A 16974-nucleotide genomic window follows, 5' to 3' on the forward strand; every position below is an offset into this window, starting at 1 on the left:
TACGGCCCAACAGTGAATGGAGCTGTTTTCAGAGGACGGTCGGAAGAGTCACATCACTCGGCGGCCCGGACACCTACGCCGGAAACCGCATGACAGGCCGAGAGCGGTCAGGACCGGTCACGAAAACCGGAAGATGCCGTCCTGATCTGCTGGGAGACCTCCGCGATCGAAGAGTCCTTGGTCATCATATCGATATGATCTCCGGAGACATCGACCACTCGGATGTCATCTCGATAGAGCGACTTCCAGAATTCGAGGTATTTTGCGAGTCCCCCCTCTCTGTACTTGGATTCAGCAGACATACTGCGGCTGTCTTCGCTGATCATCAGGGTGGCGTTGGCCCGGGAGACGCCGGGCATGTAGTTTCCGGCGGCCTCCATGATTCCGCCCAATGCGCCGAACGGGAGCCAGTCGTCCAACCCGGGAGATTCTGTGGTGAATTCAAGGGAATCCACGAAGTCTCGAAATTTTGTTTCGATCTCAACGCGCCTGGCGCCGTCGGCCGCGCGCCCCTCGAGCCAGATCTCGCCGGCCTTACGGTAGACATCGGCATAATCAAGCATCCGGCGCCGAATACCGGGCTGCACCGTCGGAGGCTCCAATAGATAGACCGCGTCCACCTCATCCGGATGCTGTTGCCCGATCTCGTGGGCGACCAGCCCTCCGAACGACCATCCCAGCACACGGTAAGGGCCCCTCGGCTGGACCCTTCTGATCTCCTCCCAATAGCGGCTCGCCATTTCCGGGACGCTTCTGTACGGAACCTCACCGGGATCCATTCCCGCAGCCTGGATTCCGTACGTCCGGCAGGAGCCTGTGAGCTTCTGGGCGAGCGCTTCATACCAGTGCGCGCTTCCGCCGCTGGGATGGATGCAGAACAAGACCAGGTCGTCGGTGCGCGCCGATCCCTCGGACGCGAACTCAAGGGTCAGGGCCCGCAGCGACGAGCGGGGTTGCCCCGTGACGGCCTCCGCGATCTCCGCGATGGACCTGTGCTGCATGACCTGGCGTACCGAAACGTCGATGCCGACATCCTGTAGACGAGTCGCCACCGCCACTGCTCGTAGTGAGTGTCCGCCGAGGTCGAAGAAGTTGTCGTGGATGCCGACGCGGTCGATGCCGAGGACGTCGGACCAGATGCCGGCGATGGCGGTTTCGATCTCGTCGCGGGGTGCGGTGTAGGCGTCGGCGAGGTCGGGCCGGTCGCTGGGAGGCTCGGGCAGGGCATCACGGTCGATCTTGCCGTTGGGAGTGAGGGGAAGAGCCGGCAGGCTGACGATCCACCCCGGGACCATGTAGTCGGGAAGAGCACGCCTGCACCATTCCCGCAGCGCGGCCGCGCCGGGGTCGGCACCGGCGGCGGGCGCGACGTAGGCGACCAGACGCTTGTCACCCGGACCGTCCTCACGGACCACCACGACAGCCGCGGTGATCTGATCATGAGAGGCGAGCACCGCCTCGATCTCCCCCAGCTCGATACGCAGACCGCGGACTTTGACCTGGTGATCCACACGCCCGAGGAACTCCAGGGTGCCGTCGGCAAGCCAGCGAACCCGATCACCCGTGCGATACACGCGGGCATCGGGATCGCCGGAGAAGGGATGCGGGACGAACTTCTCCCGGGTGAGCTCCGGCCGGTTCAGGTAACCACGAGCGAGACCGGCCCCGCCGATCCACAGCTCCCCGGGCACCCCGACCGGCGCGAGCTGCCCGTACTCGTCCATCACGTACACCTCGGTGTTCGCGACCGGACGCCCGATCGGCATCGTCAGGCTGCTCGGATGTCTCTCCCCCTCCCCGACCGGATACGACGTAGCGAAGGTGGTCGTCTCTGTCGGTCCGTAGAGGTGGACCAGCCGCTCCGGGCGATACTCACCCGCGGCCAGTTCCGACGCCACGGATTGATCGACAAGCTCACCGCCGTAAAGAATCCTCCCGACGCCCGCGAACACGTCAGGACAATCCCGTACGTGCTGGTTGAACAGCGCGGACGTCAAGAACAACACCGAAACACGATGCTCCCGCAAAGCGGCCCGTAACGCCGTGGCACTGAGAACCGTGTCCTTGTCCAGGACAACGATCGAGCCTCCCCACACCAAAGGAGCCCAGCACTCGAACGTGAAGGCGTCAAAAGAAGCACTCGCCGCCTGAGCCACCACGTCTTCCGAACTCAGCGGAGCAAACCAGTTGTCCTCCACCAACCGACAGATCGAGCGATGCTCGATCATCACGCCCTTGGGAACCCCGGTGGAACCAGAGGTGTAAATGACATAAGCCAGACAATCAGGCCCCACCCGCAGCCGAAGATCCGCATCCGCCAAAGCATCCAGAACCGGCCGATCCCGATCCACCAGCACACACTCGACAGCCACACCCGCGAAACGCCCCGCCAACGACTCCTGCGTCACCAGCAACGACGCCCCGGTATCACCCAGCATGAACTCCAAACGCTGCCCCGGATAGTCAGGATCCATCGGCACATAGGCCGCACCCGCCTTCAAAACACCGAGCAACGCGACGATCATGTCCGGACCGCGCTCCAGACACACCCCGACCAGATCCCCCGCACCCACCCCCCGCGCCACCAGATGACGAGCCAACTGATTAGCCCGGCCGTTCAACACCCGATACGTCAGCCGGCTCCCCCCACACACCACCGCAACCGCATCCGGCGTCCGCCCCGCCTGCCGCTCCACCAGCTCATGCACCGTCAACTCATCCGCACGAACGACCGCGGTGTCGTTCCACACCCGCAACAGCAGCTCACGCTCCGTCGCCGAGAGCATGTCGATGCTCCCCAGAGGCAGCGTCGGATCGTCCGCCACACACCGCAGCGTGGCCACGAAATTCTTGGTCAGCCTTTCGATCGTGGCCGGATCGAAAAGATCCGTTGAATACTCCACCTCGCCCACGAGTTCTCCGTCTTCCCGTTCTGTGAGAAAGACGGAGAGATCGAACTTGGAGGTGTGCGTCGTCAGCGCGAGAGGTGAGATATCGAGGTCACCGAGAACCAGCTTCCCCTGATTCGCGTTCTGCAGCGCGAAGGTGGTTTGAACGAGCGGCGCACGCGTGAGATCCCGGTCAGGAGCCAGGACCTCGACCAGTTGCTGGTACGGAAGATCCTGATGTGTGTATGCCTGCAGAGTCGTTTCCTTGACCTGCTCGAGGAACTCTCTGAACGTCGGGTTCCCACTCAAATCGGCGCGAATCACCAATGTGTTGACGAAGAAACCGACCAGATCCTCAACCTCCGCCTTGTTCCGGCCGGAAATAGGGGTGCCGATCGAGATGTCATGCTGTCCGCTCCAGCGGGAAAGCACGACCTGGAGGGCTGCGAGAGAGACCATGAACAACGATGCGCCACGCTCGATGGCAACGGTACGCAGCCCCGCGGCGACGGTTGCCGGAACCACGAACGAGACCTCGCCCCCAGCGTTCGACCGCGTTGGAGTACGAATCCGATCAGTGGGGAGTTCCAGCGGTTCTAAACCGGTCAGCTGCTCCTGCCAGTAGGCCAGCTGCCGTTCCAGCGTCGATCCGGACAACCACTCGTGCTGCCAAGCGGCGAAGTCTTTGTACTGGATGGGCAATTCCGCGAGCCTTGCCGGTGCGCCGGTGAGCGCCTCCTCGTACAGTGCTTGGAGCTCGCGGGTCAACACACCCACAGACCAGCCGTCCGCGACGATGTGGTGGAGCGATATGAGGAGCCACCACTCGCTGTCGGTCAGGCGGACAGCCATGGCGCGCAGCAGTCGGCCTGATGTCAGATCGAAGGGCTTGGACGCCTCGGCGTCGACCGCCGCCCGAGCCGCGGTTTCCCGGCTCCTGTCGTCGGGCACCGCCGAGAGGTCCAGCAGGCCGATCTCGACGTGCCACGGGGCGTCGACAACCTGGATCGGCTCTCCGTCACCGCGCAGCACAAACCTGGTTCTCAACGTCTCGTGTCTGGCGACCAGGTCGGCGAGCGCTTCTTCGAGCGCGCCGATGTCGAGATTTCCTCTGATCCTGAAGCCCATCGGGATGTTGTACTCCGGGCTTCCCGGCTCCAGCTGGTTCAAGAACCAAAGGCGGCGCTGTGCGAATGACAGCGCATGTTCCTCGGAGACCACCCGCTGGATGGCGGGCGGAGCGGAGCTCTCTACGGCAGCCGAGACCTCAGCGGCCAACCCCGAAATCGTCGGAAATCTGAACAGGTCACGGACCGAGACATTCGAATTCAACGACTTCGAAATCTGGTTGATGACTCGTGTCGCGAGGAGTGAGTGTCCGCCGAGGTCGAAGAAGTTGTCGTGGATGCCGACGCGGTCGATGCCGAGGACGTCGGACCAGATGCCGGCGATGGCGGTTTCGATCTCGTCGCGGGGTGCGGTGTAGGCGTCGGCGAGGTCGGGCCGGTCGCTGGGAGGCTCGGGCAGGGCATCACGGTCGATCTTGCCGTTGGGAGTGAGGGGAAGAGCCGGCAGGCTGACGATCCACCCCGGGACCATGTAGTCGGGAAGAGCACGCCTGCACCATTCCCGCAGCGCGGCCGCGCCGGGGTCGGCACCGGCGGCGGGCGCGACGTAGGCGACCAGACGCTTGTCACCCGGACCGTCCTCACGGACCACCACGACAGCCGCGGTGATCTGATCATGAGAGGCCAGCACCGCCTCGATCTCCCCCAGCTCGATACGCAGACCGCGGACTTTGACCTGGTGATCCACACGCCCGAGGAACTCCAGGGTGCCGTCGGCAAGCCAGCGAACCCGATCACCCGTGCGATACACGCGGGCATCGGGATCGCCGGAGAAGGGATGCGGGACGAACTTCTCCCGGGTGAGCTCCGGCCGGTTCAGATAACCACGAGCGAGACCGGCCCCGCCGATCCACAGCTCCCCGGGCACCCCGACCGGCGCGAGCTGCCCGTACTCGTCCATCACGTACACCTCGGTGTTCGCGACCGGACGCCCGATCGGCATCGTCAGGCTGCTCGGATGCCTCTCCCCCACCACAAACGACGTCGCGATGACAGTGGCCTCCGCCGGTCCGTAGAGGTGAACCAGCCGCTCCGGGCGATGCTCACCCGCGGCCAGTTCCGACGCCACGGATTGATCGACAAGCTCACCGCCGTAAAGAATCCTCCCGACGCCCGCGAACACGTCAGGACAATCCCGTCCGTGCTGGTTGAACAGCGCGGACGTCAAGAACAACACCGAAACACGATGCTCCCGCAAAGCGGCCCGTAACGCCGTGGCACTGAGAACCGTGTCCTTGTCCAGGACAACGATCGAGCCTCCCCACACCAAAGGAGCCCAGCACTCGAACGTGAAGGCGTCAAAAGAAGCACTCGCCGCCTGAGCCACCACGTCTTCCGAACTCAGCGGAGCAAACCAGTTGTCCTCCACCAACCGGCAGATCGAGCGATGCTCGATCATCACGCCCTTGGGAACCCCGGTGGAACCAGAGGTGTAAATGACATAAGCCAGACAATCAGGCCCCACCCGCAGCCGAAGATCCGCATCCGCCAAAGCATCCAGAACCGGCCGATCCCGATCCACCAGCACACACTCGACAGCCACACCCGCGAAACGCCCCGCCAACGACTCCTGCGTCACCAGCAACGACGCCCCGGTATCACCCAGCATGAACTCCAAACGCTGCCCCGGATAGTCAGGATCCATCGGCACATAGGCCGCACCCGCCTTCAAAACACCGAGCAACGCGACGATCATGTCCGGACCGCGCTCCAGACACACCCCGACCAGATCCCCCGCACCCACCCCCCGCGCCACCAGATGACGAGCCAGCTGATTAGCCCGGCCGTTCAACACCCGATACGTCAGCCGGCTCCCCCCACACACCACCGCGACCGCATCCGGCGTCCGCCCCGCCTGCCGCTCCACCAGCTCATGCACCGTCAACTCATCCGCACGAACAACCGCGGTGTCGTTCCACACCCGCAACAGCAGCTCACGCTCCGCGGGAGCAAGGACATCAATCCGGCTGATCGCCAGATCCGGACCGGCGGCGACCCCCTCCAGAACCCTTGCGTATCGGTCCGCGAGATTCCTGATGGTTTCCTTGTCGAACAGCTCGGTGGAGAAGACGAAATCGCCACGGAATCCACCGTTGTCGTCTTCGGCGAGGAAGACCGAGAGGTCGAACTTCGTGGTCTTGTAAGGAAGTTCGACCGGATCCACGGTCAGACCGGGAAGGTCCCAGCCTCCGTCGTTCGAATCATCGAAGGAGAAGGTGCAGCCAACGAGCGGCATGCGGCTTGGATCCCGCTCTGGAGCCAAGTCTTCGACCAGCAAATCGAACGCCAGGTCCTGATGGGAGTAGGCTTCCAGCATTGTCTCCTTGACCTGCCCCAGCAGATCTTCGAAGGTCGGATCCCCATGCAGGTCGGAGCGGATCACGAGGGTGTTGACGAAGAAGCCGATCAGGTCTTCCACCTCGAACCTGTTCCGCCCGGCTATGGGGGTGCCCACAGATATGTCATGGCACCCGGTCCACCGTTGCAGTACGACCTTGAAGGCCGCCAATGTCACCATGAAAAGTGAGGAGCCACTTCGGGTAGCGATGTCGCGCAGGCATGAAACCACCTCTGCCGGCACCGCGAATGACACACTGTCGCCTGCTCCGGAAGGTACCGCGGGTCGAGGCCGGTCCGTTTGGAGCTCTACGGGCTCGAGGTTCGCGAGCTTCTCCCGCCAATAGGCCAACTGGTGCTCTCGTACCCCCCCGGAGAGCCACTGCCGCTGCCAGGCCGCGAAGTCCGTGTACTGGATTTTGAGATCGGGGAGTGCGCTATCGGTCCGATGGATACGGGCAGAATAGAAGGCGCGCAGATCCCTCAGCAGGACATCGATTGACCATCCGTCGGCAACGATGTGGTGCAGCGACATCAGTAGCAGGTGCTCATCGGGCGCCATCCGCACCACCTTGACACGCAACAGATTCCCGGAAGACAGGTCGAAAGGTCGAAGCGCTTCGCCCTGGACCAGCTCCAAAGCCTCCCCGGGGGACGCGTGATCCTTTGATGAGTCCATGTCGATCACGCTGAACTCAAAGTCCGGCGCGATGTTCACGATTTGGACCGGAGTTCCGTCCTCGGATACCTCGAATCGCGTTCTCAGTGCTTCATGCCGCTCTACGAGGTCCCGAAAAGCGCTTTTGAGGGTCGACACCGCAAGCTGTCCACGAAGCGTGAATGCGAACGCCATGGCATAGTCGGCACGCCCCGGGTTGAGTTGATCCAGGAACCAAAGTCGCTGCTGCGCGAAGGACAGCGGAGCAGGCCCGGACTCTTCTCGAGGAGAAATGACCGAACTCTTGCCGTGACGCTTCATACGAGACAGTAGGAGTGACTCGGCGGTCACCTTGTCCATATCCGCTCCTCCCGCAGTCATCAATAGGTCTCGGATGCGTCGTCATTGCTGACGCCGTCTGCTTCACCATCCGAAACGAGCTCCAGAAGCTTTCCTATCAGCGAGGCCACGGTCGGAGCCAGGAAAAACTCCTTCAGGGAAATGTTCAGGCCTGTGAGGAGCTCGATCTGGTTGATGACTCGTGTCGCGAGGAGTGAGTGTCCGCCGAGGTCGAAGAAGTTGTCGTGGATGCCGACGCGGTCGATGCCGAGGACGTCGGACCAGATGCCGGCGATGGCGGTTTCGATCTCGTCGCGGGGTGCGGTGTAGGCGTCGGCGAGGTCGGGCCGGTCGCTGGGAGGCTCGGGCAGGGCATCACGGTCGATCTTGCCGTTGGGAGTGAGGGGAAGAGCCGGCAGGCTGACGATCCACCCCGGGACCATGTAGTCGGGAAGAGCACGCCTGCACCATTCCCGCAGCGCGGCCGCGCCGGGGTCGGCACCGGCGGCGGGCGCGACGTAGGCCACCAGACGCTTGTCACCCGGACCGTCCTCACGGACCACCACGACAGCCGCGGTGATCTGATCATGAGAGGCCAGCACCGCCTCGATCTCCCCCAGCTCGATACGCAGACCGCGGACCTTGACCTGATGATCCACACGCCCGAGGAACTCCAGGGTGCCGTCGGCAAGCCAGCGAACCCGATCACCCGTGCGATACACGCGGGCATCGGGATCGCCGGAGAAGGGATGCGGGACGAACTTCTCCCGGGTGAGCTCCGGCCGGTTCAGATAACCACGAGCGAGACCGACCCCGCCGATCCACAGCTCCCCCGGCACCCCGACCGGCGCGAGCTGCCCGTACTCGTCCATCACGTACACCTCGGTGTTCGCGACCGGACGCCCGATGAGCGATAGAGGCGCTTCCCGGGTGATGAGGTGAGAGGTAGAGGTGATAGTGGTCTCGGTCGGTCCATACGTGTTGTGGATGGGGGTGGCCGTGTGTTTGAACCACTGGTCGAGGAGGTTTTCCGGTACTTGTTCACCCCCGAGGACCATGAGGCGGAAAGCTGAGCCCAGTCCGCGGCCGGCCTCGATGCGGGGGATGATCTGCTGCCAGAGCGACGGCGTGAGATCAGCGATGGTGATGCCGTTGTCCCGGATTTCCCGGACGATGCGGGCCGGTGTCCACTTGTCGTTGTCACGCAGGACGATACGGCCGCCGGACATGAGGGCGGGGAAGATCTGTTCGGCGGCGGCATCGAAGCTGATCGAGGCGAACTGGAGGATCCGGTCGCTGCCGTCCAGGGCGTACCGGCACCGCATCTCCTGGAGGCGGTCACTCATCGAGCGGTGCTCGATCATCACGCCCTTGGGAACCCCGGTGGAACCAGAGGTGTAAATGACATAAGCCAGACAATCAGGCCCCACCCGCAGCCGAAGATCCGCATCCGCCAAGGCATCCAGAACCGGCCGATCCCGATCCACCAGCACACACTCGACAGCCACGCCCGCGAAACGCCCCGCCAACGACTCCTGCGTCACCAGCAACGACGCCCCGGTATCGCCCAGCATGAACTCCAAACGCTGCCCGGGATAGTCAGGATCCATCGGCACATAGGCCGCACCCGCCTTCAAAACACCGAGCAACGCGACGATCATGTCCGGCCCGCGCTCCAGACACACCCCGACCAGATCCCCCGCACCCACCCCCCGCGCCACCAGATGACGAGCCAGCTGATTCGCCCGGCCGTTCAACACCCGATACGTCAGCCGGCTCCCCCCACACACCACCGCAACCGCATCCGGCGTCCGCCCCGCCTGCCGCTCCACCAGCTCATGCACCGTCAACTCATCCGCACGAACAACCGCGGTGTCGTTCCACACCCGCAACAGCAGCTCACGCTCCGCGGGAGCGAGGACGTCAATCCGGCTGATCGCCAGATCCGGACCGGCGGCGACCCCCTCCAGAAAGCGAACCAGCCGCTCCGCGACAGCCACCGCCGTCGGGTGATCGAAAAGATCCGAGCTGTATTGGATGTGGGCGCTGATACCGGCCGGCTGCCGGTCCGAGGTGAAAATCTCGGCCATACTCAGTTCGAGATCGAACTTCGTTGTACCGGTACCGAGGTCCTGCCAGGTGGTGCGGAGATTGTCGAAGCCGGGATCCTCCTCTTCGCCGTTCTGGAACGTGAACATGACTTGGCAGAGGGGGTGACGGGCCGTGGTGCGGGTCGGATTGAGCTCCTCGACCAGCCGCTCGAAGGGGATGTCCTGGTTGGCGTAGGCCTCCAGATCGGTGGACCGGACACGCTCCAGCAGTTGGCGGAAGGTCGGGTCTCCAGAGGTATCGGTCCGCAGCACAAGAGTGTTGACGAAAAAACCGATCAGATCTTCCAGGGCCTCGTCGGTACGACCGGCGATCACGGACCCGAGCGGGATGTCCGTGCCGCCGCCCAGCCGGGTCAGCAGTGCGGCAAAAGCCGCCTGCATCACCATGAACATGGTCGACCGGCTCTCATTCGCCAGATGCGCCAGACGCACATGCAGGTCCGCGGAAAGACGGAATTCGTGAATGCCCCCGGCGTGGCTGGCCACCGCCGGACGCGGCCGGTCCGTCGGCAGCGGAAGCTCCTCAGGAAGACCGGCAAGCTGCGCACGCCAGTACTCGAACTGCTGCGCCCCGACGCTGCCGGCGTCACCCCTGTCGCCCAGCAGCTCGCGCTGCCACAGAGTGTAGTCAGAGTACTGGACCGGCAGCGGCGCCCACTGCGGAGCCGCTCCACCAAGCCGGGCGTTGTAGGCCTCCGCCAGATCACGGCGCATCGGACCCAGTGACCATCCGTCACCGGCGATGTGATGCATCAGCAGAAGCAGCACATGCTCGTCAGGAGCAGTGCGGTACAGATGTGCTCTGAGAGGAATCTCCTGCGCCAGATCGAACGCGTGACTCGCCGCCTCGGCCGCCAGGGCACCCGCCTCCCCCGGCGCCACCTCGACGTGCTCTACAAGGACCCTCACCTCACCGGCCGGCAGAACCCGCTGATAAGGCTCCCCGCTCACCGACGGGAACACCGTCCGCAGACTCTCATGGCGCGCCACGAGATCACCGAGCGCCGCCTGCAGAGCCTCCGCGTCGAGCTTCCCCGATAATCGCAGCAGCACCGGCTCGTTATAAATCGCGCTCGGCCCCTCAAGCTGCCACATGAACCACAGGCGACGCTGAGCAAACGACAACGGAAAAATGAATTCTCTCCTTTAATCGTCATGCGCCGCAGCATCGGACGTGATTGCCTCGCCGGCGTGAGACGTCGACAGCCGAGCCTGGACCATCATTACACCCGAGCTGGAATACGCATGGAACTTGGGCGCGCACGTACCGGAGGTTGTTTCACTCGGTAACGTCATCACGTCGAGACATTATCCGAGGCCGACATGGCATCACGCAGGCTCCGAGGACGCATGTCGATCCACTGTTCTTCAACGAACTCCAGGCACTCCTCCCTGATCGCGGCACCATACGTGACGGCCCAGCCAACCGGGACCTCCAGGGATGACGGCCAGAGCGAGTACTGTTCTTCACTGTTGACCAGGACAAAATAGCGTGAATCAACATCCTCGAAAATGCCGGACATGGTTCGCCTCCGGGGTAATGATTGTTCGGGCCACCACAGAGGGCCCAGAAAAACCGAGCCACTGCTATGCGATCCAACCGTCGGATCTCAGAAGAGGCGGTTCCACGGGAGGGGCGCCGGCGAAAGGACTGCCGGGGATGCGCCGCGCCCTCCGGGCGGCAGGTGCGGACACGTAGCCCGGCACCCTGCGGTAGGCACTGCACCACGCCGGAATGATGCTGTGGACGAACCCACGGTTTGGTCGATACTCGGCCGCCGATTTGTGCTGTCAGGCAGAATTCCCGCGTCCCTGCCCGGCGGCGCGCTCTCCCAGCGAACCATGTTTGTCAGCCTAACATGATCCGCCCGGTACGCATACTGCCGTCGCATTTGTGTGTGTCAGACTGGATGCAAAATGGACGGTGCACTTCCACGATCCTTTATGCCGATTACGCAGTTAGTCGGAGATAGCCCGTCCTCGACGACTGGAGCGGCCGGGCCGGCGTTCCGAATAATTCAGCTTCGCCGGAGCGCCGAGCCGGACGAAGACCGAATCCAGGAGGCCGCCGTTTCTCTAGGAGCGCCTCCATCCCTTAACATGGATTCTGCCCAGGGGTGAGACCAAAAATCAAGACCTGCTCCGGATCATCTGGTTGAGCGGATTGAACGTCCGACCCGCGCGCCGGCTGTCGAGTCATGCGCTTGGAGAGACGGGCGCCTCGGTGCACTTACCGCATCTCACCAGCTCAACGGGTGCTTCGTTATTCGGAATTACGCGATTCGTGTTGTCGGGCGGGGCGGCAACGTCGGTAAGCGTCGAGATGACCGTCGGCGGTCAACGCCCCGAGTTCAAACACCGCTTCGGTCCCGGCAAGGCCCGAGCCTGCCCCGGCGAGGTCCGAATCTTCCGGCGGTCTGTCGTCGGCAGGCACCCTCGATCACGCCGGTCGCGATCGGCCCGAGCACGGTGACGGCATCCGCCGCCGACGCGGACGCGGCCCCGGGAAGCGCGTCGTCCGCACCAAGTCTCCGGGCCGTCTGCTGCCCCCGGTGGGACCCGCCGGACCGGAAGAGCAGGACAGGAGGAGAACAGAACGGGGAGAACGGGTACAGGACCCTGGAAATGCCGGAGCCGGGCAGTCCCCCAACTGCCCGGCTCCGGATCAAAGCGGTTCCGCCAGGAATGCCCTCCCCAAAGGCACCGGCGGGTCCCCCGCTTTCCGGACGCGGTTCCCCCATCCGCGTCCTTTATCAAGAAGGTCTGTCGGCCCCTCCTGAGGACCTGCTTCAACACTACAAGGGGCCCTGTCATGAAGTCGTCAAGGCAGGTTGATTTCCGGCCTACATCCGAACGGGCCCCACTCCGCCCGTGCTACCGCCCGAGATCCAGCCTGACCTCGGTGCCCTTCTGCAGCGACCGGCTCACCGTGCAGTGACGCTCGTGGACCCGCTCGGCGACGGCCTCGAACACCTCGCCGGAGTCCTCCGGGGGCAACTCCACGTCGTACGTCACCGTGACCGAGCGCAGCAGGGTCGGGCTCTCCTTCTCGGCGGAGACCTCGACGGCCAGCCGGAGGAGCCGGTGACCGCGCTTGGCGGTCAGCGGCTCGACGGTCATGACGTTGCACCCGCCGACGGCGGCCAGCAGCAGCTCCACCGGGCTGAACAGGCCGTCACCGGCGCCCATCGCGATCTCGGCGCCGCGGTCGTTGCGGGCGACGAACCCGTCCTCGGTCCGCTCGACGCGTACAGAGCCCATGACCTCACCCTACTGGCAACGCCAGCCGCACGAGTGTGCCTCCGCCGGGAGCGGACGCGGCCGACACACTGCCGCCGTGGCTGTCCACGACCTGGCCGACGATGGCCAGGCCCAGCCCCGAGCCGGGCAGGGCCCGCGCAGAGGGCGCGCGGTAGAAGCGGTCGAAGACGTGCGGCAGATCGGCCTGCGAGATGCCGGGGCCGTGGTCGCGCACCGTCAGCACACCGCCCCGCAGCGACACCTCGACCAGGCCGCCGGCGGGGCTGTACTTGGCCGCGTTGTCGAGCAGGTTGGCGACGGCCCGCGCGAGCCGGTCGGGCACGCCTCGCACCACCGCGGGCTCGACCGAAAGGGAGTACGCCGTCGACGGCCAGTGCCTGGCCGCCCGGGCGACCTCCCGCTCCACCAGCTCGTCGAGGCGCACGCTCTCCACGAGCACGGCGGGCTCCTCGTCGCGGGCCAGCTCCACCACGTCGGAGACGAGCGCCGTGAGCTCCTCCAGGCCGCTCACCACGGCCCGGCTCACCTCGTCGTGGACCTCCTGCGGCAGGTCGCCGCGCATCAGCAGTTCGACGTTGGTCCGCAGGGCGGTGAGCGGGGTGCGCAGCTCGTGGGAGGCGTCGGCGACGAGGCGCTTTTGCGACTTCGCGGAGCGTTCCAGCGCGTCGAGCATCGCGTTGAAGCTCCGTGCCAGGCTGCTCAGCTCGTCGTCGCCCGCCACCTCGATCCGGGTGGTCAGGTCCCGGGTCGTGGCGACCCGGCCGGCGGCGTCCTTGAGCGCGTTGACCGGCCGCAGCGCGGCGCGGGCGGCCAGCCAGCCCAGGGCGCCCGACAGCACCAGGCCGCCGAGCGCCACGGCGACGAACGGCCAGCCCAGGTCCTCCACGTCGGAGAGGGCGGCCAGCACGCCGTTGGGGGGCCGATCGCCGTACCTCTCGTACGTCCCGTAGTGGTTCATCGCCCACTCCACCCGGCGGCAGGTGATGACGTAGGCGGCCACGATCACGACGATCACACTCACCGCGGCGGCCAGCGCGGAGGCCATCGCGAGCCGCCAGCGCAGCTTCACCGCTCCTCCCCGGCGGTGGGGGAAGCCGTGGGCTCCCTGAGCGCGTACCCGAGGCCGTGGACGGTGTGGATCAGCCGCGGCTCGCCCGCCGACTCGGTCTTCTTGCGCAGGTAACCGATGTAGACCTCCAGGGGGTTCGACCCCGGCCGGAAGCCGTAGCCCCAGATCCGCTCGAGGATGACCTGCCTGGTCAGCACCTGGCCGCCGTTGCGGATCAGCAGGTCCAGCAGGGCGTACTCGGTCCTGGTCAGATCGATGAGCCGCCTGCCGCGCCGGGCCTGCCTGCTGTCGGGCAGCAGGACCAGGTCGGCGAAGCCTGCTTCCGGAGGCGGCGCGGCGCGCCGTAACAGGGCACGGACCCGGGCGAACAGCTCCTCGAGCGCGAACGGCTTCACCAGGTAGTCGTCGGCGCCCGCGTCGAGGCCCGCGACCTTGTCGGTGATGCCGTCCAGTGCCGTCAGCATGAGCACCGGCAGGCGGTTGCCGTCGCCGCGCAACGCCCGGCAGACCTCGATGCCGTCCATGCCCGGCATGAGCACGTCGAGCACCACGAGGTCGGGCGCCGCGCCGTCGATGACGTCGAGGGCGTCCAGGCCGTCGCCGGCGGTCGCCACGCCGTACCCCTCGACGCGCAGTGCCCGCGCGATCGCGTCGCGTACCTCGGGTTCGTCGTCGACGACGAGCACCTGTGTCTTGACCACGCCGCCATTGTGGCGTGCGGAGATGAGAGGTTGCTGAGCGCGCTCCCCGCGTTCAGGCGTCGGGGTGTTTGGACAGATAGTCGACGTAGACCGGCCGGAGCGCGTCGCCGAGCTCGCCGTGGCCAGCCCCGATCGCATCGCTGAGCAGCGCCGAGACCCTGCTGAGGTCGTTCGCGGTCTCGTCGCTGTTGCCGCTGGCGGCCTCGGCCGCTGGAATGACCTTGAGCAGATCCCACAGGAATCCCAGGTCGCCGTGCCGTACGGCGTAGCGCACGGCGCGGTCGTGCAGCTCCTTCGCGGGGAGCGACTCGAGCTCCTTGACGTCCATCCGATCTCACCCCCAACTCGTGGGTTTCCCCCGGGTTTGCCCCTTATACCCCCGAGGCGGAGAAAAGACCGCCGAAAGCGAACGGCTTGTTTGCCGCTCCTCCACTGCCGCCGGTTCGGGCCCGCTCAACGGCCATCCGGGAACCGCGCGCTCTTTGCCGTCCCGTGGAAGGATCCTAGAAGTGAAGGTCATACTCAAGATCATCGTGGTGGCCGCGGCCCTGTGGGCGTCCACCAAGCTGGTGGACGGCATCACCGTCAGCGCCGGTTCCACCGCCAAGCAGATCGGCACCCTCCTAGCGGTCGCGCTGATCTTCGGCCTCGTGAACGCGGTCATCAAGCCGGTCATCAAGACGATCGGCTGCGCGTTCTACGTGCTCACGCTCGGGTTGTTCGCCCTGGTGGTGAACGCCGCCCTGCTGCTGCTCACGAGCTGGCTCGCCGAGCAGCTCAACCTCCCCTTCCACGTCGACGGGTTCATGGCCGCCTTCTGGGGCGCCATCGTCGTCGGCGTGATCAGCTGGCTCCTCAACATGATCCTCGGAGACGACGACTGAGCGATCCCGGGGCGCGTCATGCGCGCTCCGGGGTCACACCCGCGCTTAAAGCATGTATTGTTAGTAGGGAATTAGGGCTTCCTGCTTCCTGGAAGGGGCGGACGATGCGTGTGGACGTGCATCAGCACCTGTGGACGCCGTCGCTCGTCGACGCGCTCCGCCGGCGCACCCGCCCGCCTCACCTGGACGGGTGGACGCTCGTTCTCGACGGCGAGCCGCCGTACGACGCGGATCCGGCCGACCACGACGTGGAGATCCGGCGCAAGCGCAACGCCCACCTCGACCTCGCCCTCGTCTCCCTGTCGAGTCCACTCGGGATCGAGCACCTGCCGCCGGAGGAGGCGTGGCCGCTCATCGACGCCTACCACGCCGACGCGAGCGCGCTGCCCGCGCCGTTCGGCGCCTGGGCCGCCGCCCCGGTGACCGATCCCGATCCCGTACGGCTCGCGCGCACTCTCGATCACGGGCTGGCCGGACTGCAGCTTCCGGCGACCGCACTCGGGGACGCCCGGGGGCTGGCCCTGGCCGCCCCGCTGCTCGACGTGCTGGAGGACCGCGGCCTGCCGCTGTTCGTCCACCCGGGCCCCGCCGCGGCGGCGGGCCCGGCGTGGTGGGCCGCCGTCGTGCCGTACGTGCAGCAGATGCACGCGGCCTGGTACGCCTTCGAGGCGTTCGGCCGGCCCCGGCATCCCCGTCTGAAGGTGTGCTTCGCGCTGCTGGCCGGGCTGGCCCCGCTGCACAGGGAGCGCCAGTTGAGCCGGGGCGCCGCCGGGCGCGGCCTGGTGGACCCCGGCCTGTTCCTGGAGACGTCGTCCTACGGCCCCCGGGCCGCCGACGCGGTGATCCGCGAACTCGGAATCGACGTCCTCGTCGCCGGAAGCGACCAGCCGTACGCCGAGTCGGTGTGGCCCGACCCCGGCGACCCCGCACAACGAGCCATCGATCACGCCGTCCGCGTGGCCAATCCCGGCCGCCTGCTGTCCCGGAAGGAGTCGCACCAATGAGCACGCCCACGATCCAGGAAGGCGCGCTCTGTGCCTCCTCAACCGACCTGACCTCTTCAGCCGACCCGGCCTCCTTGACCGACCCGGCTCCCTTCGGCGGCCTGCCCGCCCGCGCCCTCGACCGGCGCGAGCTGCTCGCCCTCGTGGAGGACCTGGCCACGCGGCCCGGCCTGTGGCGTCACCACCTCAACTTCGACGGCACGCAGGACGGGGGCCGCCACTACGTCTCGCTGCACCGCGACGCGTACGTGGACGTGTGGCTGCTGTGCTGGCGCCCCGGGGACGACACCGGCTGGCACGACCACGACGTCTCCTCGGGTGCGGTGAAGGTGGTGGCCGGCGAGCTGAAGGAGTGCAACCCGCGCATCGGAGGCGCCCACCTGGAGACGTCGGTCGTGGAGGGTGAGGCGTTCTCGTTCGGGCCCGACCACATCCACCGGCTGACCGGCGAGGCGCCGGGCTCGGTCTCGATCCACGCGTACTCGCCGCCGCTGTGGCGCATGGGGCAGTACTCCATCACTGAGGACGGGACCATGCGCCGTCTTTCGGTCGGGTACGCGGACGAATTGCGCCCGGTCGACCCCGCTTAGAGCGA

At 65.8% G+C, this 16974-nt stretch carries 10 protein-coding genes; 3 read left to right on the forward strand and 7 right to left on the reverse strand.

Annotation, left to right across the window (positions count from 1 at the left end; genetic code table 11):
• Positions 1-107: 107 nt before the first annotated feature.
• From ACQPZZ_RS32780 to ACQPZZ_RS32810, 7 genes are all read right to left on the reverse strand, one after another.
• On the reverse strand, positions 108-7370 hold the full coding sequence (locus ACQPZZ_RS32780) for an amino acid adenylation domain-containing protein (RefSeq protein WP_432925478.1): 7263 nt from the start codon (positions 7368-7370) through the stop codon (positions 108-110).
• A 20-nt stretch (positions 7371-7390) separates the two neighbouring features.
• The gene (locus tag ACQPZZ_RS32785) at positions 7391-10585 is read right to left on the reverse strand and encodes a non-ribosomal peptide synthetase (RefSeq protein ID WP_432925480.1); all 3195 of its coding nucleotides are present in this window, start codon (positions 10583-10585) and stop codon (positions 7391-7393) included.
• Between the two features lie 170 nt (positions 10586-10755).
• On the reverse strand, positions 10756-10983 hold the full coding sequence (locus tag ACQPZZ_RS32790) for an MbtH family protein (protein ID WP_432925482.1): 228 nt from the start codon (positions 10981-10983) through the stop codon (positions 10756-10758).
• Between the two features lie 1351 nt (positions 10984-12334).
• The gene (locus ACQPZZ_RS32795) at positions 12335-12721 is read right to left on the reverse strand and encodes an OsmC family protein (protein WP_432925484.1); all 387 of its coding nucleotides are present in this window, start codon (positions 12719-12721) and stop codon (positions 12335-12337) included.
• A gap of 4 nt (positions 12722-12725) precedes the next feature.
• A complete protein-coding gene (locus ACQPZZ_RS32800) occupies positions 12726-13790 on the reverse strand; it encodes a HAMP domain-containing sensor histidine kinase (protein ID WP_363644179.1) in 1065 nt (354 codons plus the stop codon).
• Entirely contained in the window at positions 13787-14491 is a 705-nt protein-coding gene (locus ACQPZZ_RS32805) for a response regulator transcription factor (RefSeq protein WP_363644177.1), read from the reverse strand. Before ACQPZZ_RS32805 ends, ACQPZZ_RS32800 begins: the two co-directional genes overlap by 4 nt.
• Before the next feature lie 52 nt (positions 14492-14543).
• Positions 14544-14819: a hypothetical protein gene (locus ACQPZZ_RS32810; RefSeq protein ID WP_432925487.1), complete on the reverse strand. Its 276-nt coding sequence runs from the start codon at positions 14817-14819 to the stop codon at positions 14544-14546.
• 181 nt (positions 14820-15000) lie between these two features.
• Here ACQPZZ_RS32810 and ACQPZZ_RS32815 point away from each other — a divergent pair, with 181 nt between their 5' ends.
• The 3 genes from ACQPZZ_RS32815 to ACQPZZ_RS32825 all read left to right on the forward strand — a co-directional run bounded on the left by ACQPZZ_RS32815 (position 15001) and on the right by ACQPZZ_RS32825 (position 16969).
• On the forward strand, positions 15001-15375 hold the full coding sequence (locus ACQPZZ_RS32815; protein WP_363644173.1) for a phage holin family protein: 375 nt from the start codon (positions 15001-15003) through the stop codon (positions 15373-15375).
• Between the two features lie 104 nt (positions 15376-15479).
• Positions 15480-16379, forward strand: coding sequence for an amidohydrolase (locus ACQPZZ_RS32820; RefSeq protein ID WP_363644171.1), 900 nt, complete (start codon positions 15480-15482; stop codon positions 16377-16379).
• Positions 16376-16969, forward strand: coding sequence for a cysteine dioxygenase (locus ACQPZZ_RS32825; RefSeq protein ID WP_432925490.1), 594 nt, complete (start codon positions 16376-16378; stop codon positions 16967-16969). The genes ACQPZZ_RS32820 and ACQPZZ_RS32825 overlap by 4 nt, the downstream gene beginning before the upstream one ends.
• The last annotated feature ends 5 nt before the right edge of the window (positions 16970-16974 follow it).

Source organism: Microbispora sp. CA-135349 (assembly GCF_050947365.1).
Classification (GTDB): Bacteria; Actinomycetota; Actinomycetes; order Streptosporangiales; family Streptosporangiaceae; genus Microbispora.

Bases quoted from the DNA above. Each gene is read 5' to 3' on its own strand.
- ACQPZZ_RS32780 (WP_432925478.1), bottom strand. From the start codon at position 7,370: ATGGACAAGGTGACCGCCGAGTCACTCCTACTGTCTCGTATGAAGCGT.
- ACQPZZ_RS32790 (WP_432925482.1), bottom strand. From the start codon at position 10,983: ATGTCCGGCATTTTCGAGGATGTTGATTCACGCTATTTTGTCCTGGTC.
- ACQPZZ_RS32795 (WP_432925484.1), bottom strand. From the start codon at position 12,721: ATGGGCTCTGTACGCGTCGAGCGGACCGAGGACGGGTTCGTCGCCCGC.
- ACQPZZ_RS32810 (WP_432925487.1), bottom strand. From the start codon at position 14,819: ATGGACGTCAAGGAGCTCGAGTCGCTCCCCGCGAAGGAGCTGCACGAC.
- ACQPZZ_RS32820 (WP_363644171.1), top strand. From the start codon at position 15,480: ATGCGTGTGGACGTGCATCAGCACCTGTGGACGCCGTCGCTCGTCGAC.
- ACQPZZ_RS32825 (WP_432925490.1), top strand. From the start codon at position 16,376: ATGAGCACGCCCACGATCCAGGAAGGCGCGCTCTGTGCCTCCTCAACC.